A 24,376-nucleotide genomic window follows, 5' to 3' on the forward strand; every position below is an offset into this window, starting at 1 on the left:
CACCCGCGATGATCCACCCCGCTCGCCGGGTTCACCCGCCAGGAGGAACGGAAGCCCACCCTGGTCGGACACCTGATCCGGACTCGCTTGTCATGCGCAGCGCGCGATGTCGCCACGCGCCGGTCCGCACCCCCGTGCGCCGCCGCCTCCGGGCGTCACCACCGCCGGTGCGGACCATGACAGAAGAGGGAGCACCGCCTCCCTCGACCGAGCGCAGGAGGACAGCAGCACCATGGCGCCACGCCACCCCAACGCGCGATTACGCGCACTCGCCCACGAGGCAGGCTGGAGCGGCGCCGCTCTCGCCCGTGCCGTGAACCGGACGGGCGCCGAGACCGGGCTCGCCCTGCGCTACGACCGGACCTCCGTCGCCCACTGGATGGCGGGAACCCGGCCGCCGGGCCAGGTCGCCGCCTTGGTCGCCGAGGCGCTGTCCCGGGCGCTCGGCCGACCGGTCACCCTCGCCGACGCGGGCCTGGAGCCGGCGCCGGCGGTCGCACCGCTCCCCGCCGACTCCCCCGGCCGCGCGCTGGCCGCCCTGGACACCGAGCCCGCCCGCGCCCGGCCCTACCGGCTCGCGCTCGCCGATCCCGACCACCTGGGCACCGGCCGCCCCAGCCGCCACGGTCGGACCTCCCACGACGGGGGCGTGCCGGTCACCCGCGCGCACGTCCGCTCGGCCCAGGCGATGCTGCACACCTTCACCAGCGTCGACGCAGCCTTCGGCGGCGGCCACTCGCGCACCGCCCTGACCGGGTTCCTCGGCAACAGCGTCGCCGACTGGCTCAACGCGCCCGCCCCGCCCCGCACCCGGCACGAACTGCTGCTCTGCGCCTCGCGGTTGACCTGCCTGGCCGGGCTGATGTGCTACGACGACGAGCAGCAGGGCACCGCCCAGGGCTACTACCTGACCGCCGTCGGGCTCGCCGTCGAGGCCGACGACGCCCCCGGGCACGCCACCGCCCTGCGTGCGCTCAGCGCGCAGGCCCACGACCTCGGCCACCGCGAGCAGGCCCTCAGGCTCGCCGAGGCCGCCGCCGCCCACGCCCTGCGCCTTCCGGCCACGCACGCCGCCGCGGTCCTCGGGCAGCTCGCCGTCGCCGCCGCAGGACAGGGCGACCACCGGCGGGCCCTGAGCGTGCTGGACCACTCCGCCGAACTGCTCGGCCGCCCCGACGAGGACGGGCCCGGCGCCGAGAGTCCCGACTACCACGCGGCCGCCCACGAGCATCAGCACGCCGAGGTCCGGGTCGCCCTCGGCGACTCCGCGGGCGCGGTGGCCGCGCTGCGGCGCTCGCTGCGCGTCCACCCGCCGGGCGAGCGTCGCGCCCGCGCCGTGGTCACCGCCCGCCTGGCCGAACTCCTCCTGGACGGCGGCTCCCTGGAACAGGCCTGCACGGCCTGGCACGGGTTCCTCGACGACTACCCGCTGCTCCGCTCAGGACGCGCCGACCGCGCCCTGCGCGCGCTCCGCTCCCGCCTGCAGCCCTTCCGCGGCAGCGCCGCCGCCCGCGGCGTGCTGGCCCGCACCGACAGCCTCCGCCGCCCGCCCGCCCCGGCGCTGTGCTGACCGACCGCCCGTCGACCGACCGCCCGTCGACCGACCGTGCGTCGACCGACCGCCGTGCTGGTCAACCGCTTTCAACGCCCACGAACTTTCAACGTGCCCGGCGCGCCCGTCACCCCCGCGTGGGGCGCCCCGTGCCGCTTACTGGGATCAGGAATCCGAGCGGGAATCCGAGGAGGAGAGGCCCATGACCATCGAGGCCACCGAGAGCGCCGCCGCCGTCGACGGCGGCGGCGCTCCCGACCAGCAGAGCCTCAGCACGCAGGCCGCCCGCAACCTGGCGACCACCACCAAGTCCGCCCCCCAGATGCAGGGCATCAGCTCCCGCTGGCTGCTCAAGTCGCTGCCGTGGGTGAACGTGGCGGGCGGTACCTACCGGGTCAACCGGCGGCTCAGTCTGGCCGTCGGCCGGGGCCGGGTCGGCTTCGTCCAGAACGGCGCCGACGACGTGCGGATCGTCCCCGAGACGCTGAGGGAGCTCCCCGCCCTGCGTGACGTCGAGGACACGGCGCTGCTGGCCGAGCTCGCCTCCCGGTTCACCGCGCGGGAGTTCCGGCCCGGCGAGATCCTCGCCTCCGAGGGCTCGCCGATCGAGGAGGTGTTCATCGTCGCCCACGGCCGGATCAACCGGCTCGGCACCGGCAAGTACGGCGACACCCACGTCGTCGGCGTGGTCACCGACGGCGACCACCTCGGCGACGAGGCCGTGCTCACCAGCGACCCGCTCTGGCTGCACACCGCCCAGGCCTCGACCGCGGGCACCGTCCTCGTGATGCCCTGGTCCCGGGCGCAGGAGCTCTTGGACCGTTCGCCGGTGCTGCGCGAACACATCGGACGGTTCGTCAGCGAGGCCGGACGGGCGACCAACACCAAGGGCGAGGCGGAGGTGGAACTCAGCGCCGGCCACGAGGGCGAGCCCGAGCTGCCGACCACCTTCGTCGACTACGACCTGGCGCCGCGTGAGTACGAACTGAGCATCACCCAGACCGTGCTGCGGATCCACAGCCGCGTCGCGGACCTCTACAACAGCCCGATGAACCAGACCGAGGAGCAGCTCCGGCTCACCATCGAGGAGATCCGCGAACGCGAGGAGTGGGAGCTGGTCAACAACCGGGAGTTCGGCCTGCTCCACAACACCGCCTACGACCAGCGGATCAGCACCTGGTCCGGGCCGCCGACCCCGGACGACCTCGACGAGCTGCTCAGCATGCGCCGCGGCACCGAACTGTTCCTCGCCCACCCCAAGGCGATCGCCGCCATCTTTCGCGAGTGCAACAAGCGCGGCCTGTACCCGGACACGGTCACCCGGCGCGGCCACCAGATCCCCGCCTGGCGCGGGGTGCCGATCTACCCCTGCGGCAAGATCCCGATCACCGCCGGCCGCAGCAGCTCGATCCTGGCGATGCGGCTCGGCGAGGACAACCAGGGCGTTGTCGGCCTGCACCAGCTCGGCATCCCCGACGAGGTCGAGCCGGGGCTGAACGTCCGCTTCATGGGCATCGACGAGAGGGCGATCATCTCCTATCTCGTCAGCGCCTACTACTCGGTGGCGATCCTGGTTCCCGACGCGATCGGGATCCTGGAGAACGTCGACGTCGCGGCGCCGCACGCGTGAACGGGACCCCCATGCGCGATCTCGACGGCGACCTGCTCGCCCGCGTCCTGGCCGGCCCTTCGGGTCCCGGAACCGCCGCCTTCCGCCTCTTCCGCACCGAACCCCCGCCACCGTCCGCGCCTGCGCCCCCACCCGCGTCTGCGACCCCACCCGCATCCCCGCCACCGGCCCCGTCCGGCGGGGTCACCATCCCGGCCCTGCACTGCCCGCAGGCCCGGCGCGACGACCCGGCCCTCGGCGAGCTGGTCAACGACAGGCTCGTCGCCTGGGCCGAGGAGATGGGGCTGTTCCAGGGGCGGTTGGAGCGGCTGCGCTCGCACAACTTCGGCCGGCTCTTCATGCTCGCCCACCCCGACACCGACGACCCCGACCGGCTGCTCGCCGCGGCCCGCTGCGGACTCGCCGAATGGGCCGTCGACGACCACTGGGTCGACGAGGGCGAGGACACCCGCCCCGAACTGATCGGCCTGCGGGTCGCGCTGGCCCACGCGGTCGTCGACCCGGTACGCCTGCCGCCGCGTTACGAGCCCAGGTTCGAACAGGTCGTCAGCGAGGAGCCGGTGCTGCGGGCCTTCCGTTCGGCCCTCGGCCACCTCTCCGCCGTCGCCTCCCCCACCCAGGTCGCCCGGCTGCGCCACGAGCTGGCCGTGATGTTCGTGGGGTACGGCCAGGAGGGCGAGTGGCGGATGTCCGGGCGCAGGCCCGCGGTGTGGGAGTACCTGATGCACCGGTACGAGAACGCCTTCTTCCCCTGCATGGTGCTGGTCGACCCGGTCGCCGGCTACGAGCTGCCCGCGCACGAGTTCGCCGACCACCGGGTGCGCCGCACCTACCTGTACGCGGGCATGGCCAACGTCCTGCTCAACGACCTGTACTCGATGGCCAAGGAGGACCCCACCGACACCAACCTGCCCAACCTGATCGCCGCCGAGGAGGGCTGCACCCTCCAGCAGGCGGTCGACCGGGCCGCGCAGATCCACGACGAGCTGATGCACACCATCGAGGCCGAGGCCGCCGTGCTGGGCGAACTGGGCTCCCCCGAGCTCAGGCGCTTCCTTGCGGGCGTCTGGGACTGGATGGGCGGCAGCCACACCTGGCACCGCAGCAGCGCCCGCTACCACGGCGCCGACCCCGCGTGACCACGTACGAGAACCGGAGCACCAGCATGATCCTCAGTGAGAAGCCCGCCTTCGTCCCCTCCCAGAGCACCAGCCCCTACCAGGACTCGGTCGCCGCCTACTGGAACGCGGAGCGCAACCCGGTCAACCTGCGCCTGGGCGAGGTCGACGGCTTCTACCACCACCACTACGGCATCGGCGAGCCCGACTGGTCCGTACTGGAGGGTCCCGAGGACACCCGCGAGGAGCGGACCGTCCGCGAGCTGCACCGGCTGGAGTCGGCCCAGGCGCAGCTGCTCGCCGACCACCTCGGGCCGATCCCGGCCGAGGGCCGGCTGCTCGACGCGGGCTGCGGGCGCGGCGGGGGCAGCCTGGTCGCCAACGCCAGGTTCGGCTGCCAGGTGGACGGCGTCTCCATCTCCAGCCACCAGGTCGAGTTCGCCAACCGGCAGGCGGAGAAGCACGGTGTCGCCGACCGGGTCAGGTTCCACCTGCGGAACATGCTCGACACCGGCTTCGAGTCCGGCTCCTTCGACGGGATCTGGAACAACGAGAGCACCATGTACGTGGAGCTCTCCCAGCTCTTCGCCGAGCACGCGCGGCAACTGCGCCGCGGCGGCCGCTACGTCACCATCACCGGCTGCTACAACGACACCTACGGTCTGCCCTCGCGCGCCGTCAGCGAGATCAACGCGCACTACATCTGCGACATCCACCCGCGCAGCACGTACTTCAGGGAGCTCGCCGCCAACCGCCTCGTCCCGGTCAGCGTGATCGACCTGACCGCGGCGACCGTGCCTTACTGGGAGCTCCGCGCCAAGTCCCATCTGGTCACCGGGATCGAGCGGAGCTTCCTCGACGCCTACAAGGACGGCAGCTTCCAGTATCTGCTGATCGCCGCCGACCGGGTCTGACCGCCGCGGAACACCCGGCGCGTCCGATTGCGCACGACCGGGGCACTGTCGCCATAATCGGTCCGACAACGATCGAATGACTGAACGACAGCGCCCTGGTCTGCGCTCGGAGGGGCGGCGTCGTGGAACCGGAGCTCGCCGAGGCGGTCAGGGCTGCCCGGGGCGGATCCTTCGCCTGGGACCTCGTCAGTGGCGCGATCCACTGGGACGCCTTCGTCTGCGATCTCGTCGGCGTCTCGCCCGACGACTTCACCGGGCGGGCCGACGCCTTCTTCGCCGCCCTGCACACCTCCGACGCCGCCCGGCTGGCCGCCGCGACCGCCGAGGTCCTGGAGCGCGGCGGCCCCTACCGCAACCGCTACCGCATCGTGCACCGGGACGGGACGGTCCGCAGGATCGAGGAGCGCGGCGAGGTGCTGCTCGGACCCGACGGGCGGCCGGCCCGGGTGATCGGCCTGCTCCTCGACCGCACCGCCGACGGCCCCGACCCCGGCTGTCCGGCCGTCGCCACCACCGCCCTCACCGCCACCCCGGTCCCCGTCAGTGCGGCCGGTCCGGACAGCGCGGCCGACTCCTTCCTGCTGACGATCACCCGCGCCCTCTCCCGCGCCGCCACCGTCGCCGACGTGATGGCGGTGCTGACCGACATCGCCCGCCCCGCGCTCAACGCGGAGACGCTGCTGGTGCACCTCACCCCGAGCGGCGACGTCGAGGACATCGGCTCCACGCCGCTGCACGCGCCCGCACCCGAACGCCTGCACCCACTGCGGCCGCCCGCCGCGGCGGCGCTGCGCCAGGCGATCGCCCAGGAACAGCCGGTCTTCGTGGAGGGCATCAGTGCGCCCCCGCCGGCCGAGCCGCTGACCCGGTCGTGGGCGGTGCTGCCGCTGGCGGCCTCCGACCAAAGGATCGGCGGCTGCATCTTCGGCTACCCCGGCGTCCGCCGTTTCGACGAGCGGCAACGGCACACCTTCACCGCGCTCGGCGGCATCGCCGCCCACGCGCTCGGCCGGGCGCTGCTCCAGGACGCCGAGCACACCCGCGCCGCCGAACTGCAGCGGGCCATGCTGCCGCGCCGCACGCCGCGCATCCCCGGGCACACGGTCGCGGTCCGCTACCGGCCGGGGACGGCGGGGATGGAGGTCGGCGGCGACTGGTACGAGGTGCTGGAGCTGGACGAGGACCGGGTCGGCCTGGTCATCGGCGACGTGCAGGGGCACAGCGCCCGGGCGTCCGGGGTCATGGGCCAGCTGCGGATCGCGCTGCGCGCCTTCGCCCGCGAGGGCCACGACCCCTCCGAGGCGATGGCCCGCACCGGCCGGCTGCTGGCCGACCTGGACACCGGCCTCTTCGCGACCTGCTGCTATCTCTCGCTCGAACCCGCCACGGGGCGGCTGCTGGCGGCGCGGGCCGGCCATCCGCTTCCGGTGCTGCTCGACGCCTCGGGTCTGCCGCGCGAGCTCGACCTGCCCGGCGGCCCACCGCTCGGCATCGACGCGGGCGCGGCCTACCCGCTCAGCGAGCACCGGCTCGCTCCTGGCGAGGGCCTGCTGCTCTACACGGACGGGCTGATCGAGGACCGCACGGAGGCCTACGACGAGTCCGTGGCCCGGCTGCTGGCGACGCTCCGGCAGGACGGCCCGAAGGCCCCCGCCGACACCGGCTGGGAGGGCCTCGCCGACCGCCTGGTCCGGGCCCGACCGGCGCCGGGCCGGGTCCAGGACGACCTCGCCCTGCTGCTCGTCCGCCGCGACTGACGTCCGCCGCGGGCGGTCACCGCGTGGCTGGGCGGGCCGAGCTCACCCGCGTCCGAACGGCCACCAGCTCCGGCGCTCGCGCACCAGCGGCGCGCAGGAGCAGCGCTGCGCGGCGGGAACGCCCGACAGGACCTGGTCGACGTGGTTGCCGCACCCGGCGTAGGTGTACTTGCCGCAGCGGGAACAGCTGACGCGTCGGCACATGGTGGCTCTCCTTCTCCCGGCCGGGCCGCGGTGCCCGACACGTCCCAGCTTACATACCCCCAGGGGTACATCCGTGCGCGCGTCGGTCTCCCGTGACGCCGCCCGGTGGGGTATCACGGAGTGGCCCGCCCGTGTCCCCGCCCATCTCCCCGCCCGTGTCCCCGCCAATGTCCCAGCATCGGAGCAGGTGTCATGCACGACGACCGCCACACCGTCGAACGCCGCCTCCACCGCGTCCTGCGGGAGCGCATCGAGCCCGCCGTGTACGGCGCCGCCGTGCCGCTGGAGGTCGCCCGCTGGGACGTCGGCCCCACCGAAGGACCGCCCGGCGAGCCGGTGCCGGTCGCCGAGGGGCTCGCCGCCGCCTACACCGACTGCGCGGCCGACGCAGTGTGGGGCCCGGCCTGGGGGACGACCTGGTTCAGGGTCCGCGGCACCGTGCCCGCCACGTGGGCCGGGCGGACCGTCGAGGCCCGGCTCGATCTCGGCTTCGACCGCAATCTGCCGGGTTTCCAGTGCGAGGGCCTCGTCCACCGGGCCGACGGTTCCTGCGTGAAGGGCCTCAACCCGCGCACCGACTGGGTCAGGATCTCCGAGAGCGCCGCCGGGGGCGAGAACGTCGAGCTCTATGTCGAGGCGGCCGCCAACCCCGTCCTGGTCCACCACTCTCCCACCAGCCAGGGCGACCGGCTGACCAGCGAGGACCGCCCGCTCTACCGCCTGGCCCGGATGGAGCTCGCGGTCTTCGAGACCGAGGTCTGGGAGCTGGTGCAGGATCTCGACGTGCTCGGCTCGCTGATGGAGCAGCTGCCCGAGGACGGCGCGCGCCGCTGGGAGATCCTGCGCGCGGTGGAACGCGCGCTCGACACCCTCGACCTCGACGACGTCGTCGGCACCGCCTCCCGCGCCCGAGCCGCGCTGACCCAGGTCCTGGCCGCGCCCGCGCACGCCTCCGCGCACCGCATCAGCGCGGTCGGTCACGCCCACATCGACTCGGCCTGGCTCTGGCCGCTCCGTGAGACCGTCCGCAAGGTGGCCCGGACCTGCGCCAACGTGGTGGAGCTGATGGACGGCCACCCGGAGTTCGTCTTCGCGATGTCCCAGGCGCAGCAGCTCGCCTGGCTGAAGGAGCACCGCCCGGAGATCTTCGCCAGGGTCGCCGAGAAGATCGGCGAGGGCGCCTTCGTGCCCGTCGGCGGCATGTGGGTCGAGTCCGACACGAACATGGTCGGCGGCGAGGCGATGGTGCGTCAGTTCCTTTACGGAAAACGCTTCTTCCTCGACGAGTTCGGCATCGAGACGCAGGAGGTGTGGCTGCCGGACTCGTTCGGCTACACCGCCGCCCTGCCGCAGATCGTCGCCCTCGCGGGGAACCGGTGGTTCCTCACCCAGAAGATCTCCTGGAACCAGACCAACCGCTTTCCGCACCACACCTTCTGGTGGGAGGGCATCGACGGGACCAGGGTGTTCACCCATTTCCCGCCCGTCGACACCTACAACTCCGATCTGGGCGGTCACCAGATGGCCCACGCCGCACGCAACTACCGCGAGAAGGGCCGGGGTTCGCGCTCCCTGGCGCCGTTCGGCTGGGGCGACGGCGGCGGGGGCCCGACCCGCGAGATGCTGGCCCGTGCCGCACGCCAGCGCGACCTGGAGGGCGCGCCCCGGGTCAGCGTGGAACGGCCCGCCGCCTTCTTCGCCGCCGCCCAGACCGAGTACCCGGACGCGCCGGTCTGGGTCGGCGAGCTCTATCTCGAACTGCACCGCGGCACCTACACCTCCCAGGCCAAGACCAAGCAGGGCAACCGCCGCAGCGAGTCGCTGCTGCACGAGGCCGAGCTGTGGTCCGCGACGGCGGCCGTCCGCGTTCCCGGATTCGCCTATCCCCACCAGCAGTTGGAACAGCTCTGGAAGACGGTGCTGCTGCACCAGTTCCACGACATCCTGCCCGGCAGCTCGATCGCCTGGGTCCACCGGGAGGCCCGCGCGACCTACGCCCGGGTCCACGCGGAGCTGACGGCACTCGTCGACACGGCGCAGCGCGCACTGGCCGGCACCGAGGAAGCCCAGGACATGGAGGAAGCCCGCACCACCACCGCCACGCTGCTCTTCGACGGCACGACGGGCACCGCCGTGACCACCCCCGCACCGGGCCCGGCCGTCTCGCTCACCGACCGCGCCGGGGGCGGACACGTCCTGGACAACGGCCTGCTCCGGATCGAGATCGACGCGCGCGGCCTGGTCGTCTCGGCCATGGACGCCGCCTCGGGCCGTGAGGCGATCGCGCCCGGCGGGGCGGCGAACCTGCTCCAGCTCCACCCGGACTTCCCCAACACCTGGGACGCCTGGGACATCGACGCCTTCTACCGCCACAACGTCACCGACCTCGTGGCGCTCGACGCGCTGCACGCCACTGACGGCCCTGACGACTCCGACGGCCCTGACGGCGCGGCCCGCGTCGAGCTGGTCCGCAGCTTCGGCAGCGGCTCCAGGGTCCGGCAACGGCTGACACTGCGGCCCGGCTCGCGCGTGCTGGACATCGACACCGAAGTGGACTGGCACGAGACGGAGAAGCTGCTGAAGGCCGCCTTCCCGCTGGACGTGAAGGCCGACCGCTCGGCCGCCGAGACCCAGTTCGGCCACGTCTTCCGGCCGACGCACACCAACACCGGCTGGGAGGCCGCCAAGTTCGAGATCTGTGCGCACCGCTGGATCCATGTCGAGGAGCCAGGCTTCGGCGTCGCGATCGTCAACGACTCCACCTACGGCCACGACGTCACCCGCGACGTGCGCCCCGACGGCGGCCAGACCACCACCGTCCGCCTCTCCCTGCTGCGCGCCCCGCGCTACCCCGATCCCGAGACCGACCAGGGCACGCACCGGCTCCGTTTCGCCCTCGCCCCCGGCGCGGGTCTGGCCGACGCGGTCCGCGAGGGCCGTGCGATCAACCTCCCGGCCCGCGCCGTGCCAGGGAACCGGCCCGTCGCCCCGCTGGTCGCCGTGGACGGCGACGGCGTCGTGGTCGAGACGGTCAAGCTCGCCGAGGACCGCGGCGGGGACGTGGTCGTCCGCCTCTACGAATCCCTCGGCGGCCGGGCGGTCACCACCCTCCGCACTGACTTCGCAGCCGACACGGTCACCGAGACCGACCTGCTGGAACGCCCGCTCCCCGACGCACCCACCCACATCCTCACCCCCGAGGGGGCACTGGCGCTCCGGCTCCGCCCGTTCCAGATCCTCACCCTGCGCTTCACCCGCCGCGCGCACCGACCTTGACATTGCACGGTCAACGGGCCACAGTCCTGCCACCCGCCTGCTCCCGCACCAGGGCTGTGCGCCCGCGCCCGTGCCGCCCCTCCCCATGTCTCGACTCCCGAGAACCGGAGGGCCCACCGTGCCTGCCACCGACCCGACACCAGAACCGACCCGCCCCGTCTCCTCCCCTCGTTCCTCCCCTCGCTCCGCCCACCCCTCCCGCCGCGCCGTGCTGCGCACCGCCGGGGTCGGCGCCGGCGCACTGTTGGCCTCCGGCCTGACGGCGACCGGCCGTGCGCGGGCCGATCTTCCCGTCCTCGCCGCCTACGACGTGGTCGTCGTCGGCTCGGGGGCGGCCGGGATGACGGCCGCGCTGACCGCCGCCAAGCGGGGTCTCTCCGTGGTCGTGGTGGAGAAGGCCCCCACCTTCGGGGGTTCGCTCGCCCGCTCGGGCGCGGGCGTGTGGATTCCCAACAACTCCGTCATCCTCGCCGCCGGCGTCCCCGACACCCCGGCGCTGGCCGCCGCGTACCTGGCCGCGGTCGTCGGCTCCGACGTCCCCGCGGACCGCCAGGCGGCCTTCCTCGCCCACGGCCCCACGATGGTCGACTTCGTGATGGCCAACAGCCCGCTGCGCTTCCGCTTCATGCCGGGGTACAGCGACTACTATCCCGAGCTCCCCGGCGGGATGCCCAACGGGCGCTCCATGGAGCCCGAGCAGTTCGACGGCAACCTGCTCAGCGCGGAACTGGCGCATCTCAACCCGCCCTACCTCGCCGTGCCGTCCGGCACCGTGGTCTACAGCGCCGACTACAAGTGGCTGGCCATCGCCGCCGTCAACGCCCAGGGCGCGGCCGTCGCCGCCGAGACCGTGGCCCGCGCCGCCAAGGCGGCACTGCTCGGCCAGAAGCCGCTGACCATGGGTCAGGCCCTGGCCGCCGGGCTGCGCGCGGGGCTGGTGGCGGCGAACGTCCCGGTCTGGCTCAACACCCCGCTGGTGGACCTCGACGTGGTCGACGGCGCGGTCACCGGCGTGGTGGTCCAGCAGAACGGCAGCCCCGGCCTGGTCGTGGCCCGCCGCGGCGTGGTCGTCGGCTCCGGCGGCTTCGAGCACAACGCCGCCATGCGCGCCCAGTACCAGCAGCAGCCCGTCGGCACCGACTACACCGTCGGCGCGAAGGAGAACACCGGCGACGGCATCCAGGCGGGCCAGCGGGCCGGGGCCGCCGTGGCGCTGATGGACGACGCCTGGTGGGGACCGGCCGTCCCGTTGCCGGGGCAGGCCTACTTCTGCCTGTCCGAACGCACCCTGCCGGGCAGCCTGATCGTGAACCAGGCGGGCGGCCGCTTCGTCAACGAGGGCGCGCCCTACAGCGACGTGGTGCATGTGATGTACCGGAAGAACCCCGGCGCGCCGGACATCCCCGCCTGGATGATCGTCGACCAGAACTACCGCAACCGCTACCTGTTCCGCGACGTCGCCCCCACGCTCCCCTTCCCCAGCGGCTGGTACACGGCGGGGGCGGTGCACCAGGCCTGGACCCTCGACGAACTCGCGGGCCAGATCGGCGTCCCCGCGGCGGCGCTGCGCGCCACGGTCGCCCGCTTCAACGGCTTCGCGCTCGGCGGCGCCGATCCCGACTTCCACCGCGGCGCCAGCGTCTACGACCACTACTACACCGACCCGGCCGTGGTCCCGAACTCCTGCCTGGCTCCGCTCTGGCTCGCGCCCTTCTACGCGATCAGGCTCGTCCCCGGCGATCTCGGTACCAAGGGCGGCCTGCTCACCGACGCCCGCGCCCGGGTGCTCGACACCGCAGGCCGCGTGATTCCCGGCCTGCACGCGGCGGGCAACGCCAGCGCGGCGGTGATGGGCCACAGCTACGCGGGCTCGGGATCGACCATCGGCCCCGCCATGACCTTCGGCTACATCGCCGCGAACGACATCGCCGACAGTTGACGCGCGCCCCCGCCCGAGCCCCGTCGCCCGAACGGACGCGCCCGAAAACCGGCCGCCCCAGATCCGCCAGGCCCCTGCCGGAGTCGGCCTCGCATCTGCCAGGGGCCTCGCCCGCCCGCGTCAGGAAGCATCTACCGTCGGAAACATGACTCTCAGCATTCGCAACCAGCTCCCCGGCACCATCACCTCCGTGACGACCGGCGAGGCGATGGCGACGGTCCGGGCCCGGCTCTCCGGCGGCCAGGACATCACCGCCGCCATCACCGCGGACGCGGTCACCGACCTCAAGCTCGTCGAGGGCACGGACGTCCAGGCCGTGGTCAAGGCGACCGAGGTGTCCCTGGCCACCGGCCCGGTGTCCGGTCTCAGCATTCGCAACCAGCTGCCCGGCACGGTCACCTCGATCGCGACCGGCGAGGCGATGGCCTCGGTCAAGGTGGCCATCGACGGGGGCGACCTGACCGCCGCCATCACCAAGGACGCCGTCGCCGAGCTCGGCCTCGCCCCCGGCAGCGCGGTGGTCGCCCTGGTCAAGTCGACGGACGTCTCGCTGGCCACCGCCTGACCCCGCCACTCCCCCCGGCACGCCCCGCCGCTCCATCCCGACCGCCGCCCCGCCCGGATGGCGGGTTCGCGGACCCCGGGCGAGGCTGGTACGGACCCCCGCTCCCCTGGAGGGACCGTGCCGCCGACCACGCCCCAGCCCGTCGTCCACGACGCGACCCGGGCCGCGATCTTCCTCGTCCTCACCGTCGCCCCCGGCGGTGAGGACGACGTGCGGGAACTGCTCGCCGACCTGCCCGGCCTGGTCCGCACGGTCGCGTTCCGCGGACCGGGCGACGGGCTCGCCTGCGTGCTGGGGATCGGTTCCGAGGCCTGGGACCGGCTCTTCGCCGGCCCCCGCCCGGCCGCCCTGCACCCCTTCCAGGCGCTGCGCGGCGCCCGGCACGTCGCTCCGGCCACCCCCGGCGACCTGCTGCTGCACCTGCGCGCCCAGCGGATGGACCTCTGCTTCGAGCTGGCCACCCTGGTCACCCGCCGGCTGGGCAAGGCCGTGGCCGTCGTCGACGAGACCCACGGCTTCACCTACTTCGACCAGCGTGACCTGCTCGGCTTCGTCGACGGCACCGAGAACCCCACCGGACCCGCCTCCGGCGCCGCCGCGCTCGTCGCCACGGAGGACCCGGCCTTCGCCGGCGGCAGCTACGTGATCGTCCAGAAATACCTGCACGACCTCGGCCGCTGGGACGCACTCAGCATCGAGGAGCAGGAGGCGGTGGTCGGCCGCACCAAGGCGGCCAATGTCGAGCTCGCCGCGAAGGAGCAGCCGCCCGACTCCCATGTCGCGGTCAACCAGGTCGAGGACGCCGACGGCCGGGCCCAGCAGATCGTGCGCGCCAACATGCCCTTCGGCTCGCTGGCCCGCGGCGAGTACGGCACCTATTTCATCGGCTTCTGCCGGACCCCTTCGGTGATCGAGCAGATGCTGCGCAACATGTTCCTCGGCACGGGCGAGGCGACCCACGACCGGATCCTGGACTTCTCCACCGCGATGACCGGCTCGCTCTTCTTCACTCCGCCCGCGGACTTCTTCGACGCGCTCCCTGACGCGCCGCACGCCTCCTGACGCAGGCTCCCCGCCCCCGCCTTCACGTTCACGCCTTCACCCTTCACGTTCACCCCCTCACCCCGACGCCCGCAGGCCGTCGGGGTGAGCTGTGTGCGCAACCCTGCGTAAATCATTGACGGTTCATCAGCAACTGCCTACTGTCACCTTCTGGCGATATCAGTTGCTTTCTGTTGGATCAGCGCGCGCTCCATCGTCTCGTCCTGTTTGATTCAGATCCGATTGGAGCGGCCAGGCCATGCCGTCACGCCCACCCCTCTCCCGCCCGTTCCGGCTCCTCTCCCTCCTCGTCGCGCTCCTCCTCGCCGCCCTGCTCGGCCAGCTCCCCGGCATCGCCCACGCGGCGACCACGACCGCCGTCACCGTCGATGGGAACAGCTCCGGCCGGGTCTTCGACGGCGTCGGCGCCATCAGCGGAGGCGGCGGCAACTCCCGGCTGCTCGCCGACTATCCCGAGCCGCAGCGCGGCCAGGTCCTGGACTACCTGTTCAAGCCCGGCTACGGCGCGGCCCTGCAGATCCTGAAGGTCGAGATCGGCGGCGACACCAACTCCACCGACGGCTCCGAACTCAGCCACGAGCACACCCGCGGCGCGATCGACTGCAACGCCGGCTACGAGTGGTGGCTGATGGAGCAGGTCAAGGCCCGCAACCCCGGCATCAAGCTCTACGGACTCGCCTGGGGCGCGCCCGGCTGGATCGGCGGCGGCAGCTTCTGGTCCCAGGACACCGTCGACTACCTGCTCGCCTGGCTCGGCTGCGCCAAATCCCACGGCCTCACCATCGACTACCTCGGCGGCTGGAACGAGCGCGGCTTCAACGCCTCCTGGTACGAGAACCTGCACGCCGCGCTCGCCGCCAACGGCTACGCCACCAAGATCGTCGGCGCGGACAGCGACTGGTCCATCGCCACCAGCATGCGCTCCGACTCCGCCCTGAACGCGGCCGTCGACATCGTCGGCGCGCACTACCCGTGCAGCTACATGTCCGCGATGACCAGCTGCTCGGCCTCCGCCGACGCGCTCGCGACCGGCAAGCAGCTGTGGGCGAGCGAGAACGGCTCCGAGGACTTCAACACCGGCGGCGCGCCGATCGCCCGCGCGATCAACCGCGGGTATCTCGACGCGAAGATGAGCGCGTTCATCAACTGGCCACTCGTCGCCTCGATCTACCAGAACCTGCCGTACAACACGATGGGCCTGCTGACCGCCACCCAGCCCTGGTCCGGCCACTACCAGGTGGGCAGGAGCACCTGGGCGGTGGCGCAGACCACCCAGTTCACCGCGCCCGGCTGGCGGTACCTCGACAGCGGCAGCGGCTACCTCGGCGGCGCCCGAGGCAACGGCAGCTACGTCAGCTACCGCGCCGCCGACAAGTCCGCCTGGAGCACCGTCGTCGAGACCCTGGACGCCACCGCCGCACAGACCGTCACCTTCTCGGTGACCGGCGGCCTGCCCGGCGGCAGCCTGCACGTCTGGTCCAGCGACTTCGGCTCCTCCCACCAGAGCGACTACCTGGTCCACGGCGCCGACCTCACCGCGAGCGGCGGCGTCTACACGCTCACCCTCCAACCCGGCCACGTCTACACGGTGACCACGACGACCGGGCAGGGCGCGGGCACGGCGAGCTCCCCGAACCGGTCCGTGCTCGCGCTCCCCTACACCGCCGCCATCGGCAGCACCGCGGCCGGCTCGGAGGTGCCCTACCTCTCCGCGATCAACGGCGCCTTCCAGGCGGAGCCCTGCACCGGCGGCCGCTCCGGGACCTGCGTCCAGCAGCGGGCCACGACCGCCCCGATCAGCTGGGACAACGCCAGCGACCCCTACGCGGTGCTGGGCGACCTCTCCTGGTCGGACTACACCGTCTCCGTCGACGCCCAGCTCCAGCAGGCGGGCTCCGCGGTACTGCTCGGCAGGGTCGGCCTGCAGCAGGGCTTCTCCCCGGCGAACATCAACGCCTACCAGCTGAAACTCGCGAACACCGGCGCCTGGTCGCTGCAGCGCAACAGCAGTGGCGGCACCGTGAGCACCCTCGCCTCGGGAACCGTGTCCGCCCCGGGCACCGGCACCTGGCACACGCTGGCGCTCTCCTTCGCGGGCAGCACCATCACCGCGCGCATCGACGGCAACCAGGTCGGGGGCGCCGTCACCGACACCGCCTACGCCTCGGGACAGGTCGGCATCGGCACCTCGGGCTGGATCGGCGCACAGTTCGCCAACCTCGCGGTCACCCCGGGCGCGAGCACCGACCTGTCCGGCACCTACGTCCTGGTCAACAGCAAGAGCGGCCTGGCGATGGACGCCAGTGGCCAGGGCACCGCCGACGGCACGCCCATCATCCAGTGGACCCGCAACGGCGGCGCCAACCAGGAGTGGAAGCTCGCCCAGGCCGGCGGCGGCTACTACGCGGTGACCGGCGTCGCCAGCGGCAAGGCGCTCGACGTCCCGAACGCGAGCTCGGTCGAGGCCACGCAGCTGGAACTCTGGACCGCCAACGGCGGCGCCAACCAGCAGTGGCTGGTGACCCCCGCCGGAAACGGCGTCTACACCCTGGAAAGCCGCTCCGACGCCGAACTCGTCGACGTCAACGGCGGCTCGACCAGCACCGGCGCGACCGTCCTGCAGTGGCCGCTCAACGGTGGCGCCAACCAGCAGTGGCAGCTGGTCAAGGTCGGCTGAGCCCACCGCTGAACGGCTCCCACCGCTCGAACGCGTTCCCCTCGGGGTCGACGCCTCCGCCACCGGAGGCGTCGAGCCCGGTGAGGGCCAGCCGCAACCGGTTGCGTTCCCGCCGGGGCGCGGCCGGAGGCCCCATCACCAGCGTCGGGCCTTCGCCGGACGGGTCACGCAGCCGGACGCCCCAGTCGCCGCGGGCGACCTCGACCCAGCCGGTCGCGGGCTGCCAGAACCGGATCTGCTGCTCGGTGTCGGCCGCGTCCTGGGCGATCGCGGCGAGATGGTCGTCGGCCTCGACGTGCGGCAGCACGCAGAACTCGTTGCCCTCCGGATCCGCCAGCACCTCCCACGGCACCGCGCCCTGCCCGATGTCGCAGGGGACCGCGCCGAGCGCCGACAGTCGCGCGATCTCCGCCGCGCCGCCCGCGAGATCGAGATGCAGCCGGTTCTTGACGGTCCGAGGGCGGTCCGACGGCACGAAGGCGAGCCCGATCCTCCCCGGCCGCGGCGACCGCAGCACCACCGCTCCGGCCACTGCGCCCACGATGTCCGCTGCGTCCACTGCCTCCACTGCGCTGTCCATGGTCCCGGCCCCGGTGGCCGGAAGCTGCTCCCACTCCAGCGCCCGGGCCCAGAAACCCGCGAGCGCCGGCGGGTCCAGCGCCTCGACGACGACCCCGCCCAGCCCGGTCCGCGCCATTCCGGCCCCCATCTCCGCACCGAGGCGGTCACTCGGCCGGGCACACCGTGCCCGGTTTCGGCAGCGTACCCGACGTCAGAAACGCGTCCTCGGCGCGCCGCACGCAGTCGCTGAGCCGGTAGGCGATGTGCCCCTGACCCGCGTAGGTGAGCACCACGCCGACGCCGGTGGCGGTCGCCATCCGCGCCATGCCCGGATAGGGCGTGGCCGGGTCGGTCCTGGTGCCGACCATGAGCACCGGCGGCGCTCCCTTCGCGCTGACGTCCCGCCAGGTGTCGTCGCCGCGCACCGGCCAGCCGCTGCAGTCCAGCAGGCTCGACTCCGCTCCCGGCCCGAAGAGTGAGGAGGCCGCCAGGAACTCCGTGGTGGCGGCGACCGCCTGTGGGGGCGAGTAGCGGCCGGCGGTGTCCCTGCACTCGACCGCCGTGTAGATCGCCGACGCGTTGTCGCCCGGCGGGTCGGCGACGGCCGGGGCCACCCACGAGGCGGAGGACGCGCCCGCGGGCGGTGTCGCCCCGCCCAGCTTCGCCAGCGGGCCCGCGTCCTGGTCCCGGATCAGCGCGGTGAGCGCGGCGCGCAGGTCCGGCCACGAGCCGGTGTCCCACACCGCCCTGCTCAGTGCGCTCTGGAAGACGCCACGGTCCAGCGTGCCCTCCGTGCTCTCGACGGGCTTCGCCGCCACCGCGTCGAAGGCCTGCTGCAGCTGCCCGCGCGCCTCGCCCTGGTCGCCGCTGAACGGGCAGTCGGCCGGGCCGCGGCGCAGGCAGTCGGCCAGGAAGTTGCCGACGCCCTGCTCCTCTGCCTGCACCAGGGAGACGGCCGTCCCCGCGTAGTCGAGCGAGGGATCGATGATCCCGTCCAGCGACATCCGGCCGACCAGGGAGGGGAACTGGTGCGCGTACACCGCGCCCAGCCGCGATCCGTAGGAGAAGCCGAGGAAGTTGAGCTTCCGGTCGCCGAGGGCGGCCCGCAGCACGTCCAGGTCGCGCGCCGAGTCGACCGTCCCGACGTACGGCAGCAGCGCCCCCGAACGCACCTGGCAGCCACGGGCGCGGGCGGTCCGGTCGGCGGCGACCCGCTGGAGCTGTGCCAGCGGATCGTCCGCCGCGGCCCCGGCCCCGAGCCCAGCACTAGCCCCCGCCCCCGTCCCGGATGTGGCCCCCGCCGCGTCGCCGGAGCCGGTGCAGGTCACCGGCTCGCTCTGTCCCCAGCCGCGCGGATCCATGCCGATCAGGTCGAAGCTCGCCCGCAGCCCGGCGAAGGTGCTGTCGATCTCCGCCCCGAGCTGGTCGATCCCCGGCGTGCCCGGTCCGCCGAAGTTCGGCACCAGCGAGCCGATCCGCGCCCCGCCGGACCTGGCGCGGAAGCGGCTCAGCGCCAGCTTGAGATCACCCGCCGCGGGACGGGCGTAGTCGCGGGGCACGGTCAGCCGGGCGCACTCCATGGCCGCGAGGGTCGCCGAGTTCGCCGCCTCGCCCAGATCGCGCAGGGCGGAGTCGGTCAGCCCCTGGGCGCCGCAGGTCCGCCAGGTCAACTGCTGGGTGTAGTAGCCCCGCAGATCGGGCGTCCCGGCGCCCGTGCCGGAGTCGCAGCCGCCCGCGCCGACGGCGACGAGCAGTACCAGCACCATCCCTGCCCGGCGTCCGCGCATGAGCCCAGCATCGGGCCGAGCCACGGCGGTCGCACTCCGGTGCGTCCGGTCCGCTGGCACGGCGCACGCGGTATCTTCGGCTACCCGCCGGTTGCGGCGGGTCCTGACGGCGGGGGAGGCGCGATGCGCGAGAAGGCTCTGGTCCTGGGCGGCGGCGGGTTGACCGGCATCGGGTGGGAGTGCGGCATCCTGCACGGCCTGGCCCAGGCCGGGATCGACCTGGGTTCGACGGCGGACCTCGTCGTCGGCACCTCGGCCGGCTCGATCGTCGGCGCGCAGCTGACCTCCGGCCTGGTCAGCCCCGCCGAGCTGTACGAGCGACAGCTGCAGCACGTCCCCGGCGAGACCGTCTCCCGCATCGGCGCCTCCGTCATGGCGCGGTACGCCTGGGGCGTCGTCCGGTCCCGCGACGCGCGCAGCTTCGGCGCCCGGATGGGCGCACTGGCCCTGGCCGCCGGTCCCCGCGCCACCTCCGTGCACCGCGAGGTCATCGCGGAGCGCCTGCTCAGCCACGACTGGCCGGAGCGCCGTCTGGTCGTCACCGCGGTCGACGCGCGGAGCGGCGAGTTCGCCGCCTTCGACCGGGACGGCGAGCTCGACCTGCTCGACGCCGTCTCCGCGAGCTGCGCCGTGCCGGGCGTGTGGTCCCCCGTCAGCGCGGCGGGACGCCACTGGATCGACGGCGGCATCCGCTCGGCCGCCAACGCGGACCTGGCGTCGGGCTACCGCAACGTCGTGATCATCGCGCCGGTCTCGCTCGGCGGCGGTCCCGTCCAGACCGCCCGCGCGCAGGCGGCCCGGCTGGCGGCGGAGGGAGCCCGGGTCGCGCTGATCACGCCGGACCGCGCGGCACGGCGCGCCTTCGGCCGCAACGTCCTCGACCCGGCCCGCCGTGCCCCCGCAGCCCGCGCGGGCCTCGCCCAGGCCGCGGCCCACGCGGCCGAGGTCGCCGCCGCGTGGTGCAGCGCGCGGGATCAGTCCCCCGGGTCCAGCGAGGCGCGGCTCTGCGGGCCGTAGACACCCGGCGGATCCGCGGTCAGATCGCGGTTCTCCTGGAGCTGGGTCACCCCGCGCGTGGTGGCGTCGTCGTAGACCCCGGTCACGGAGACGTAGGTGAACCCCTGGTCGAAGAGCAACTGTTGCAGCCGGGTGACGGCCGGTCCCCGGTCCCCCGGTTGCAGCGTGCCGGCGGCCGACCCGCCAACGGCGGTGGCTGCAGGCTGCGCGCCGGGAGTCGTGGACGCACCGGAGCTCGACGCGGGCTGCCCGGTCGAGCGAGCGGCGCTCGTCGGGGACGCCGGCGCTCCGGCCGAACCGGCCGACGCCGGTGCGCCCGCCGATCCCGCCGCACCGGGCGAGGCCGCCGCGGAGTTGCTCGGCGCACCGCCGGACGGACCTGCGTCGGCGTTCGCGGTCGGCAGCAGGGCCGCGGGGCGGGAGCCGGGGTTCGCCCCGTTCGCACCCGACCCGTCCAGCGTCGACGCGAGAATCGCCGACGCGACGGCCGCCACCGCCAGCGCCGCGGCCACCACGCCCGGCCTGACCCGGCGTCGCCGGCCCGCCCCGCGGTGCCCGGACGACCCGCTCGGCGCAGGCTCGGGCCCGGACTCCGCCCAGGTCACGGGCGGGGCGTCGGATTCCGTCGCGGACTCGCCCAACTGGGCGACGTAGGGACGGACGAGGTCGGACTGGGTCTCCACGAAGCGATGATGATACGCAGATCCGGCACCACCGGTTCGTTTGCACGAATGCCGGACGGGGTCGGACCTTCGTGCTAGGGCGACCGGCGGCCAGAGGGGGCGTGAGGAGGCATGAGGGGACGCGAGGAGGCGCGCGGACGCCGCCCGCCTCCGGAAAAGCAGGTCGGCCGGCCCGCCGCGCTCGGGGGCACGCAGGGACCGGCCGGCGCGCCGTGGGTGGGGCCGGCGCGAAGGGGTGGGAGGAGGCGGGCGCGAGGGGGTCGGACGGGTCGGACGGGTCGGACGGGTCGGCTCAGAGCCGACCGGCCTTCCTGCGACGGACCGCCAGGAACCCCGCACCCGCGACCAGCACCGCACCGCCCGCGACCTCGCCGGCATTGGCTCCGAGGACGCTGCCGCCCACACCCGCGGGAACCGAGCCGCTCGGGCCGACCTTGACGGTCGCCATGAACGCGGAGCCGTCCTCGCCGCCCTTGAGGCAGTTGCCCGAGATGCCGACCGAGTCCTCGCCGCCGAGGTCGCGGGAGACCTCGCCCTCACCGGCGAACCAGCCCTTGTGGCCCTCGACGGCGTGGAGGGTGATCGGCTCGGAGAGGCCCTGGCCCTCCGCCTTCGTCGGCATCGGGTCGGCGAACGCGGTGCAGTCGACGACGAGAGTGAACGAACCGCCCAGCGGAACACGCCCGGGATGCACCGTGGCGCTCGCGCCGCTCCCACCCGAGGACGCGAACGCCGAGGAGGTGGAGACCGGCACGACGGCCAGCGTTAGCGCGGCACCGGCAACGGCGAGGGTGGTACGACGCATCTGAGGTTTTCCTCCAGCCCGCGACCCGGCGTCCAGCATCCGACTGGACGAGAGGTTCCGGTCGCGGAAGCCAGGAGCAGACATGTCACCGCGTCATGATCGACAGCCCTGTTCATATGACTAATCATCCGCGTGGAGGAGTTCGCATCCGAATGGGTGGCGTCGTGGCGGTCGCCTGCTTGCACGCGCCAGGCATCTGACATTTCTTCCTATGATTTCGAATCACTCTCCCGACCGCCCGCAGGCAGTCGACCCAGGAAAGCGAGCGGTTCATGACGCAGCGCCAGGATCCCCTTCGCGGCCGCCCGAATCGCACCCCGCCCCGGCGGCGCAGCCGCCGCCAGGGCCGGGCCGCAGGACTGTTGTTGCTGCCGCTGCTGCTCGGCGCCTGGATGATGTGGGACGGCAGCCGGACCTCACAGCCACCCGAGCCCTCCGCCGCCCAGGCCTTCACCGGGCCGTCGACAGCGATCGCCCCGGTCCCCGCACCGGTCCCCTCGCTGAAACCACTGCCCCCGAGCCCGCCGGTACGCGTCAGGATCCCGGTCATCGGCGTCGACGCACCGGTGACCGCGCTCGGCCTCGACGCCACCGGTCGGCTTGCCACCCCGGACGACAGGAACCGCAATCTCGCGGGCTGGTACCGGGGCGGCGTGACACCGGGTCAGCTCGGAACGGCGATCCTCGACGGTCATGTGGACACCTGGGGCGGTCCCGCGGTGTTCTACAACCTCGGCTCACTCCGCAAGGGCCACCAGGTGCAGCTGCTCCGCAAGGACGGCCGGACGGCGGTCTTCTCCGTCGACGCGGTCGAGGTCTACGCCAAGGACCGGTTCCCGAGCGCCAAGGTCTACCACGCGGCCCCCGACGCCGAGATCCGCCTGATCACCTGCGGCGGCTCCTACACCCGGGCCGGAGGCTACAACGGCAACGTCGTCGTCTACGCCCACCTCGTCGCGACACGGTAGCCGCGCCCCTCGGCGAGGGGCGCGGCCGTCCTCAGCCCAGGGTCCGGTCCAGGAACGAACTGCCGAACACCCCCGCCGGATCCAGCGCGTGGAAGGTCGCCACGGCGGCGTCCCAGCCGTCGCCCGCAGCCTGGCCGGCGCGGTACGAGTCCGGGATCGCCCCGCCGATCGCAGCCTGGTCGGTCCAGGCGCCGGAGGCGGAGTTGGCCCACTCCTTCGGCCACTCGTTGTGCACGGCCCCGTAGGAACCGGTGTAGTGGCTCCGGACCCAGGCCTCCATGCCGCCCATGAACTCGTGACAGCCGGGCGTGATGGGCACGGTGGTCATGTCGAACCACACCGACGTGTCCCACTCGGGGTGGTCCGGCCGCGTCCGCAGCGGCGACAGCTGGGCCCCGCGCGCGCCGGGAACACCGCAGTCGGCCGCCTGGTCGAGGCCGGTGACCCGGATCTCCAACGGGGCGTTCATCGGATACTGGCCCTTCGCGGCGGCGGCCGCGATCCGGGAGCTGTACTCCGCGAAGAAGTCGCTCACCACCCGCTGCACGTTGGCCCGCGAGGTCACCACGTTGCAGCAGGTGGAGGTGATCCGCAGCGTCGTCGGCCGGACGTAGAGCAGCACGTCACTGGACCACCCCCAGATGTCCCAGGTCCCGGTGGAGATCAGTCCGGCGCTGACTCCGTCCATCTGCGCCTGGGTGAAACTCGGCGTCGCCGCGGCGTCCCCCGCGATGATCTGGGAGAGGAGGTCGGAGACGTTCTTCGGCACGATGTCGTTGAAGCTGAAGTCGTACGGCCCGGTCACCGCCCTCGACACCCACGGCTGGCTCGGCGTCGGCGTGAAGACCCGCAGCCAGGGCGAGCTGGTGAAGGGGAACCAGATGCAGACCACCCGGCCGCACTTGTCGACGTACGACGCGAGCGACTGCGACCCCGCCGAGGCGGGCGGCGCGAAGAGGTTCGCCGCGCTCACGTTGAACCAGCTCTGACAGCGCAACCGCTGGTCCGCCCCCACACGGAGGGTGGCCTCGGTGACGAAGGCCCGGCCGAGGTTCACCAGCAGCGCCTGAATCTGCGGGTCGGTGCGCTGGAAGGTCCTCAGCACGTAGGCGCCGCTGCCCGCGTCCCAGACCACGGCGGTGAGGCTGGTGATCAGGTTGCTGACCGAACCGTAGGTGTGCCCGGAGAGCCTGCTCTCCCCCACCGCAGGAACCCCGGTCCCCCGCCCTCCGGTCGCCAGCACGCCGCCGACGGTGGCCGCGCCGAGCACGGGGAAGCCGGTGAGCCCCAGACCCGCGTTCTTCAGGGTGCCGAGGACGTTGTCCATGGAGGCGCCGGGCTGCACGGTGACGCTCGCCTGGCCGCCGGAGCCCGCGGGATTGACCGTGATCCCGGTGAGGTGCGTCGTCGTGTCGACGAACAGCACGTTCGGCGGCGTGTCCGCCGAGGCGACGAGTGGCGACCAGCTGTACCCGCCGCCGCGCGGACGCAGCCGCCAGCCATTGGCGTGGGCCCAGTTCGCGAGGGTGACGACATCGGCGGCGGAGGCCGGCGAGCAGCTCCAGAGCCCCTCGACGACGACCTCGCCCGACCAGTTCTGAAAAGTCTGCTGATAGAGCGGAATGCTGGCGGGAAACTGCGGCGGCGCCGCAATCGTCGTAGCCGCGCTCGCCACGGCGATCCGCCCGAGCGGGGTCCACTGCACCACCGTGGCCAGCGCCGCGGCCGCTGACGCCCCGAGCAACGCCCGCCGGGAGAGCACGGAGGCCGCCTCGGGCTGCTCGACATACGTCCGGTCCTCTTCCATCGTTCCCCTCCTGACGTGCCGCGCTCGGCTGGGTGCGGGTCAGCTGACAGCGGG

18 protein-coding genes are annotated in these 24,376 nt (G+C 73.3%); 12 read left to right on the plus strand and 6 right to left on the minus strand.

Annotation, left to right across the window (positions count from 1 at the left end):
- Nucleotides 1-232 precede the first annotated feature (232 nt).
- The 5 genes from BS83_RS28700 (at nt 233) to BS83_RS48410 (ending at nt 6,971) form a co-directional block, all read left to right on the plus strand.
- Entirely contained in the window at nt 233-1,570 is a 1,338-nt protein-coding gene (locus BS83_RS28700) for a hypothetical protein (protein ID WP_037606392.1), read from the plus strand.
- 184 nt (nt 1,571-1,754) lie between these two features.
- Nucleotides 1,755-3,182: a family 2B encapsulin nanocompartment shell protein gene (locus BS83_RS28705; protein ID WP_037606393.1), complete on the plus strand. Its 1,428-nt coding sequence runs from the start codon at nt 1,755-1,757 to the stop codon at nt 3,180-3,182.
- Nucleotides 3,179-4,321: a family 2 encapsulin nanocompartment cargo protein terpene cyclase gene (locus BS83_RS28710; RefSeq protein WP_232248512.1), complete on the plus strand. Its 1,143-nt coding sequence runs from the start codon at nt 3,179-3,181 to the stop codon at nt 4,319-4,321. Before BS83_RS28705 ends, BS83_RS28710 begins: the two co-directional genes overlap by 4 nt.
- A gap of 26 nt (nt 4,322-4,347) precedes the next feature.
- Nucleotides 4,348-5,214 carry a geranyl diphosphate 2-C-methyltransferase gene (locus BS83_RS28715; RefSeq protein ID WP_037610049.1) on the plus strand — a complete coding sequence of 289 codons (867 nt, stop codon included), beginning with the start codon at nt 4,348-4,350 and terminating at the stop codon, nt 5,212-5,214.
- A gap of 122 nt (nt 5,215-5,336) precedes the next feature.
- Nucleotides 5,337-6,971 carry a SpoIIE family protein phosphatase gene (locus tag BS83_RS48410; protein ID WP_051944210.1) on the plus strand — a complete coding sequence of 545 codons (1,635 nt, stop codon included), beginning with the start codon at nt 5,337-5,339 and terminating at the stop codon, nt 6,969-6,971.
- A 42-nt stretch (nt 6,972-7,013) separates the two neighbouring features.
- On the opposite strand, the gene BS83_RS46700 is transcribed toward BS83_RS48410, so the two are convergent.
- The gene (locus tag BS83_RS46700; protein WP_198035321.1) at nt 7,014-7,175 is read right to left on the minus strand and encodes a hypothetical protein; all 162 of its coding nucleotides are present in this window, start codon (nt 7,173-7,175) and stop codon (nt 7,014-7,016) included.
- Nucleotides 7,176-7,367: 192 nt separating this feature from the next.
- Here BS83_RS46700 and BS83_RS28725 point away from each other — a divergent pair, with 192 nt between their 5' ends.
- The 5 genes from BS83_RS28725 to BS83_RS28745 all read left to right on the plus strand — a co-directional run bounded on the left by BS83_RS28725 (nt 7,368) and on the right by BS83_RS28745 (nt 16,694).
- A complete protein-coding gene (locus BS83_RS28725) occupies nt 7,368-10,451 on the plus strand; it encodes an alpha-mannosidase (RefSeq protein ID WP_037606394.1) in 3,084 nt (1,027 codons plus the stop codon).
- Nucleotides 10,452-10,695: 244 nt separating this feature from the next.
- A complete protein-coding gene (gene kstD, locus BS83_RS28730; protein WP_232248757.1) occupies nt 10,696-12,390 on the plus strand; it encodes a 3-oxosteroid 1-dehydrogenase in 1,695 nt (564 codons plus the stop codon).
- A gap of 145 nt (nt 12,391-12,535) precedes the next feature.
- Nucleotides 12,536-12,955, plus strand: coding sequence for a TOBE domain-containing protein (locus tag BS83_RS28735; protein WP_037606396.1), 420 nt, complete (start codon nt 12,536-12,538; stop codon nt 12,953-12,955).
- Between the two features lie 57 nt (nt 12,956-13,012).
- On the plus strand, nt 13,013-14,017 hold the full coding sequence (locus BS83_RS28740; protein WP_051944213.1) for a Dyp-type peroxidase: 1,005 nt from the start codon (nt 13,013-13,015) through the stop codon (nt 14,015-14,017).
- 238 nt (nt 14,018-14,255) lie between these two features.
- On the plus strand, nt 14,256-16,694 hold the full coding sequence (locus BS83_RS28745) for an RICIN domain-containing protein (protein ID WP_084714244.1): 2,439 nt from the start codon (nt 14,256-14,258) through the stop codon (nt 16,692-16,694).
- Here BS83_RS28745 and BS83_RS47895 read toward each other — a convergent pair.
- Together BS83_RS47895 and BS83_RS28755 are read right to left on the minus strand one after the other, a co-directional pair.
- Nucleotides 16,681-17,391, minus strand: coding sequence for a VOC family protein (locus tag BS83_RS47895; RefSeq protein WP_051944215.1), 711 nt, complete (start codon nt 17,389-17,391; stop codon nt 16,681-16,683). The genes BS83_RS28745 and BS83_RS47895 overlap by 14 nt on opposite strands.
- Before the next feature lie 28 nt (nt 17,392-17,419).
- Nucleotides 17,420-19,042: an alpha/beta hydrolase gene (locus tag BS83_RS28755; protein ID WP_063774245.1), complete on the minus strand. Its 1,623-nt coding sequence runs from the start codon at nt 19,040-19,042 to the stop codon at nt 17,420-17,422.
- A gap of 123 nt (nt 19,043-19,165) precedes the next feature.
- Here BS83_RS28755 and BS83_RS28760 point away from each other — a divergent pair, with 123 nt between their 5' ends.
- On the plus strand, nt 19,166-20,059 hold the full coding sequence (locus tag BS83_RS28760; protein ID WP_051944217.1) for a patatin-like phospholipase family protein: 894 nt from the start codon (nt 19,166-19,168) through the stop codon (nt 20,057-20,059).
- Here BS83_RS28760 and BS83_RS44355 read toward each other — a convergent pair.
- Together BS83_RS44355 and BS83_RS28770 are read right to left on the minus strand one after the other, a co-directional pair.
- Entirely contained in the window at nt 20,017-20,742 is a 726-nt protein-coding gene (locus tag BS83_RS44355; protein WP_157597353.1) for a peptidoglycan-binding domain-containing protein, read from the minus strand. The two genes, BS83_RS28760 and BS83_RS44355, sit on opposite strands and share 43 nt — an antisense overlap.
- A gap of 292 nt (nt 20,743-21,034) precedes the next feature.
- Nucleotides 21,035-21,547 (minus strand): hypothetical protein, encoded by a 513-nt coding sequence (locus tag BS83_RS28770; protein ID WP_037606399.1) that lies wholly within the window; start codon nt 21,545-21,547, stop codon nt 21,035-21,037.
- Between the two features lie 272 nt (nt 21,548-21,819).
- On the opposite strand from BS83_RS28770, the gene BS83_RS28775 reads away from it, so the two are divergent.
- Complete coding sequence (locus BS83_RS28775) at nt 21,820-22,515, plus strand: class F sortase (protein WP_084714249.1); 696 nt, start codon at nt 21,820-21,822, stop codon at nt 22,513-22,515.
- Between the two features lie 31 nt (nt 22,516-22,546).
- Here BS83_RS28775 and BS83_RS28780 read toward each other — a convergent pair whose 3' ends face one another.
- Entirely contained in the window at nt 22,547-24,322 is a 1,776-nt protein-coding gene (locus BS83_RS28780; protein ID WP_037606400.1) for a cholesterol oxidase substrate-binding domain-containing protein, read from the minus strand.
- Nucleotides 24,323-24,376 lie beyond the last annotated feature (54 nt).

Origin of the sequence: Streptacidiphilus rugosus AM-16 (assembly GCF_000744655.1) — a bacterium.
Classification (GTDB): Bacteria; Actinomycetota; Actinomycetes; order Streptomycetales; family Streptomycetaceae; genus Streptacidiphilus; species Streptacidiphilus rugosus.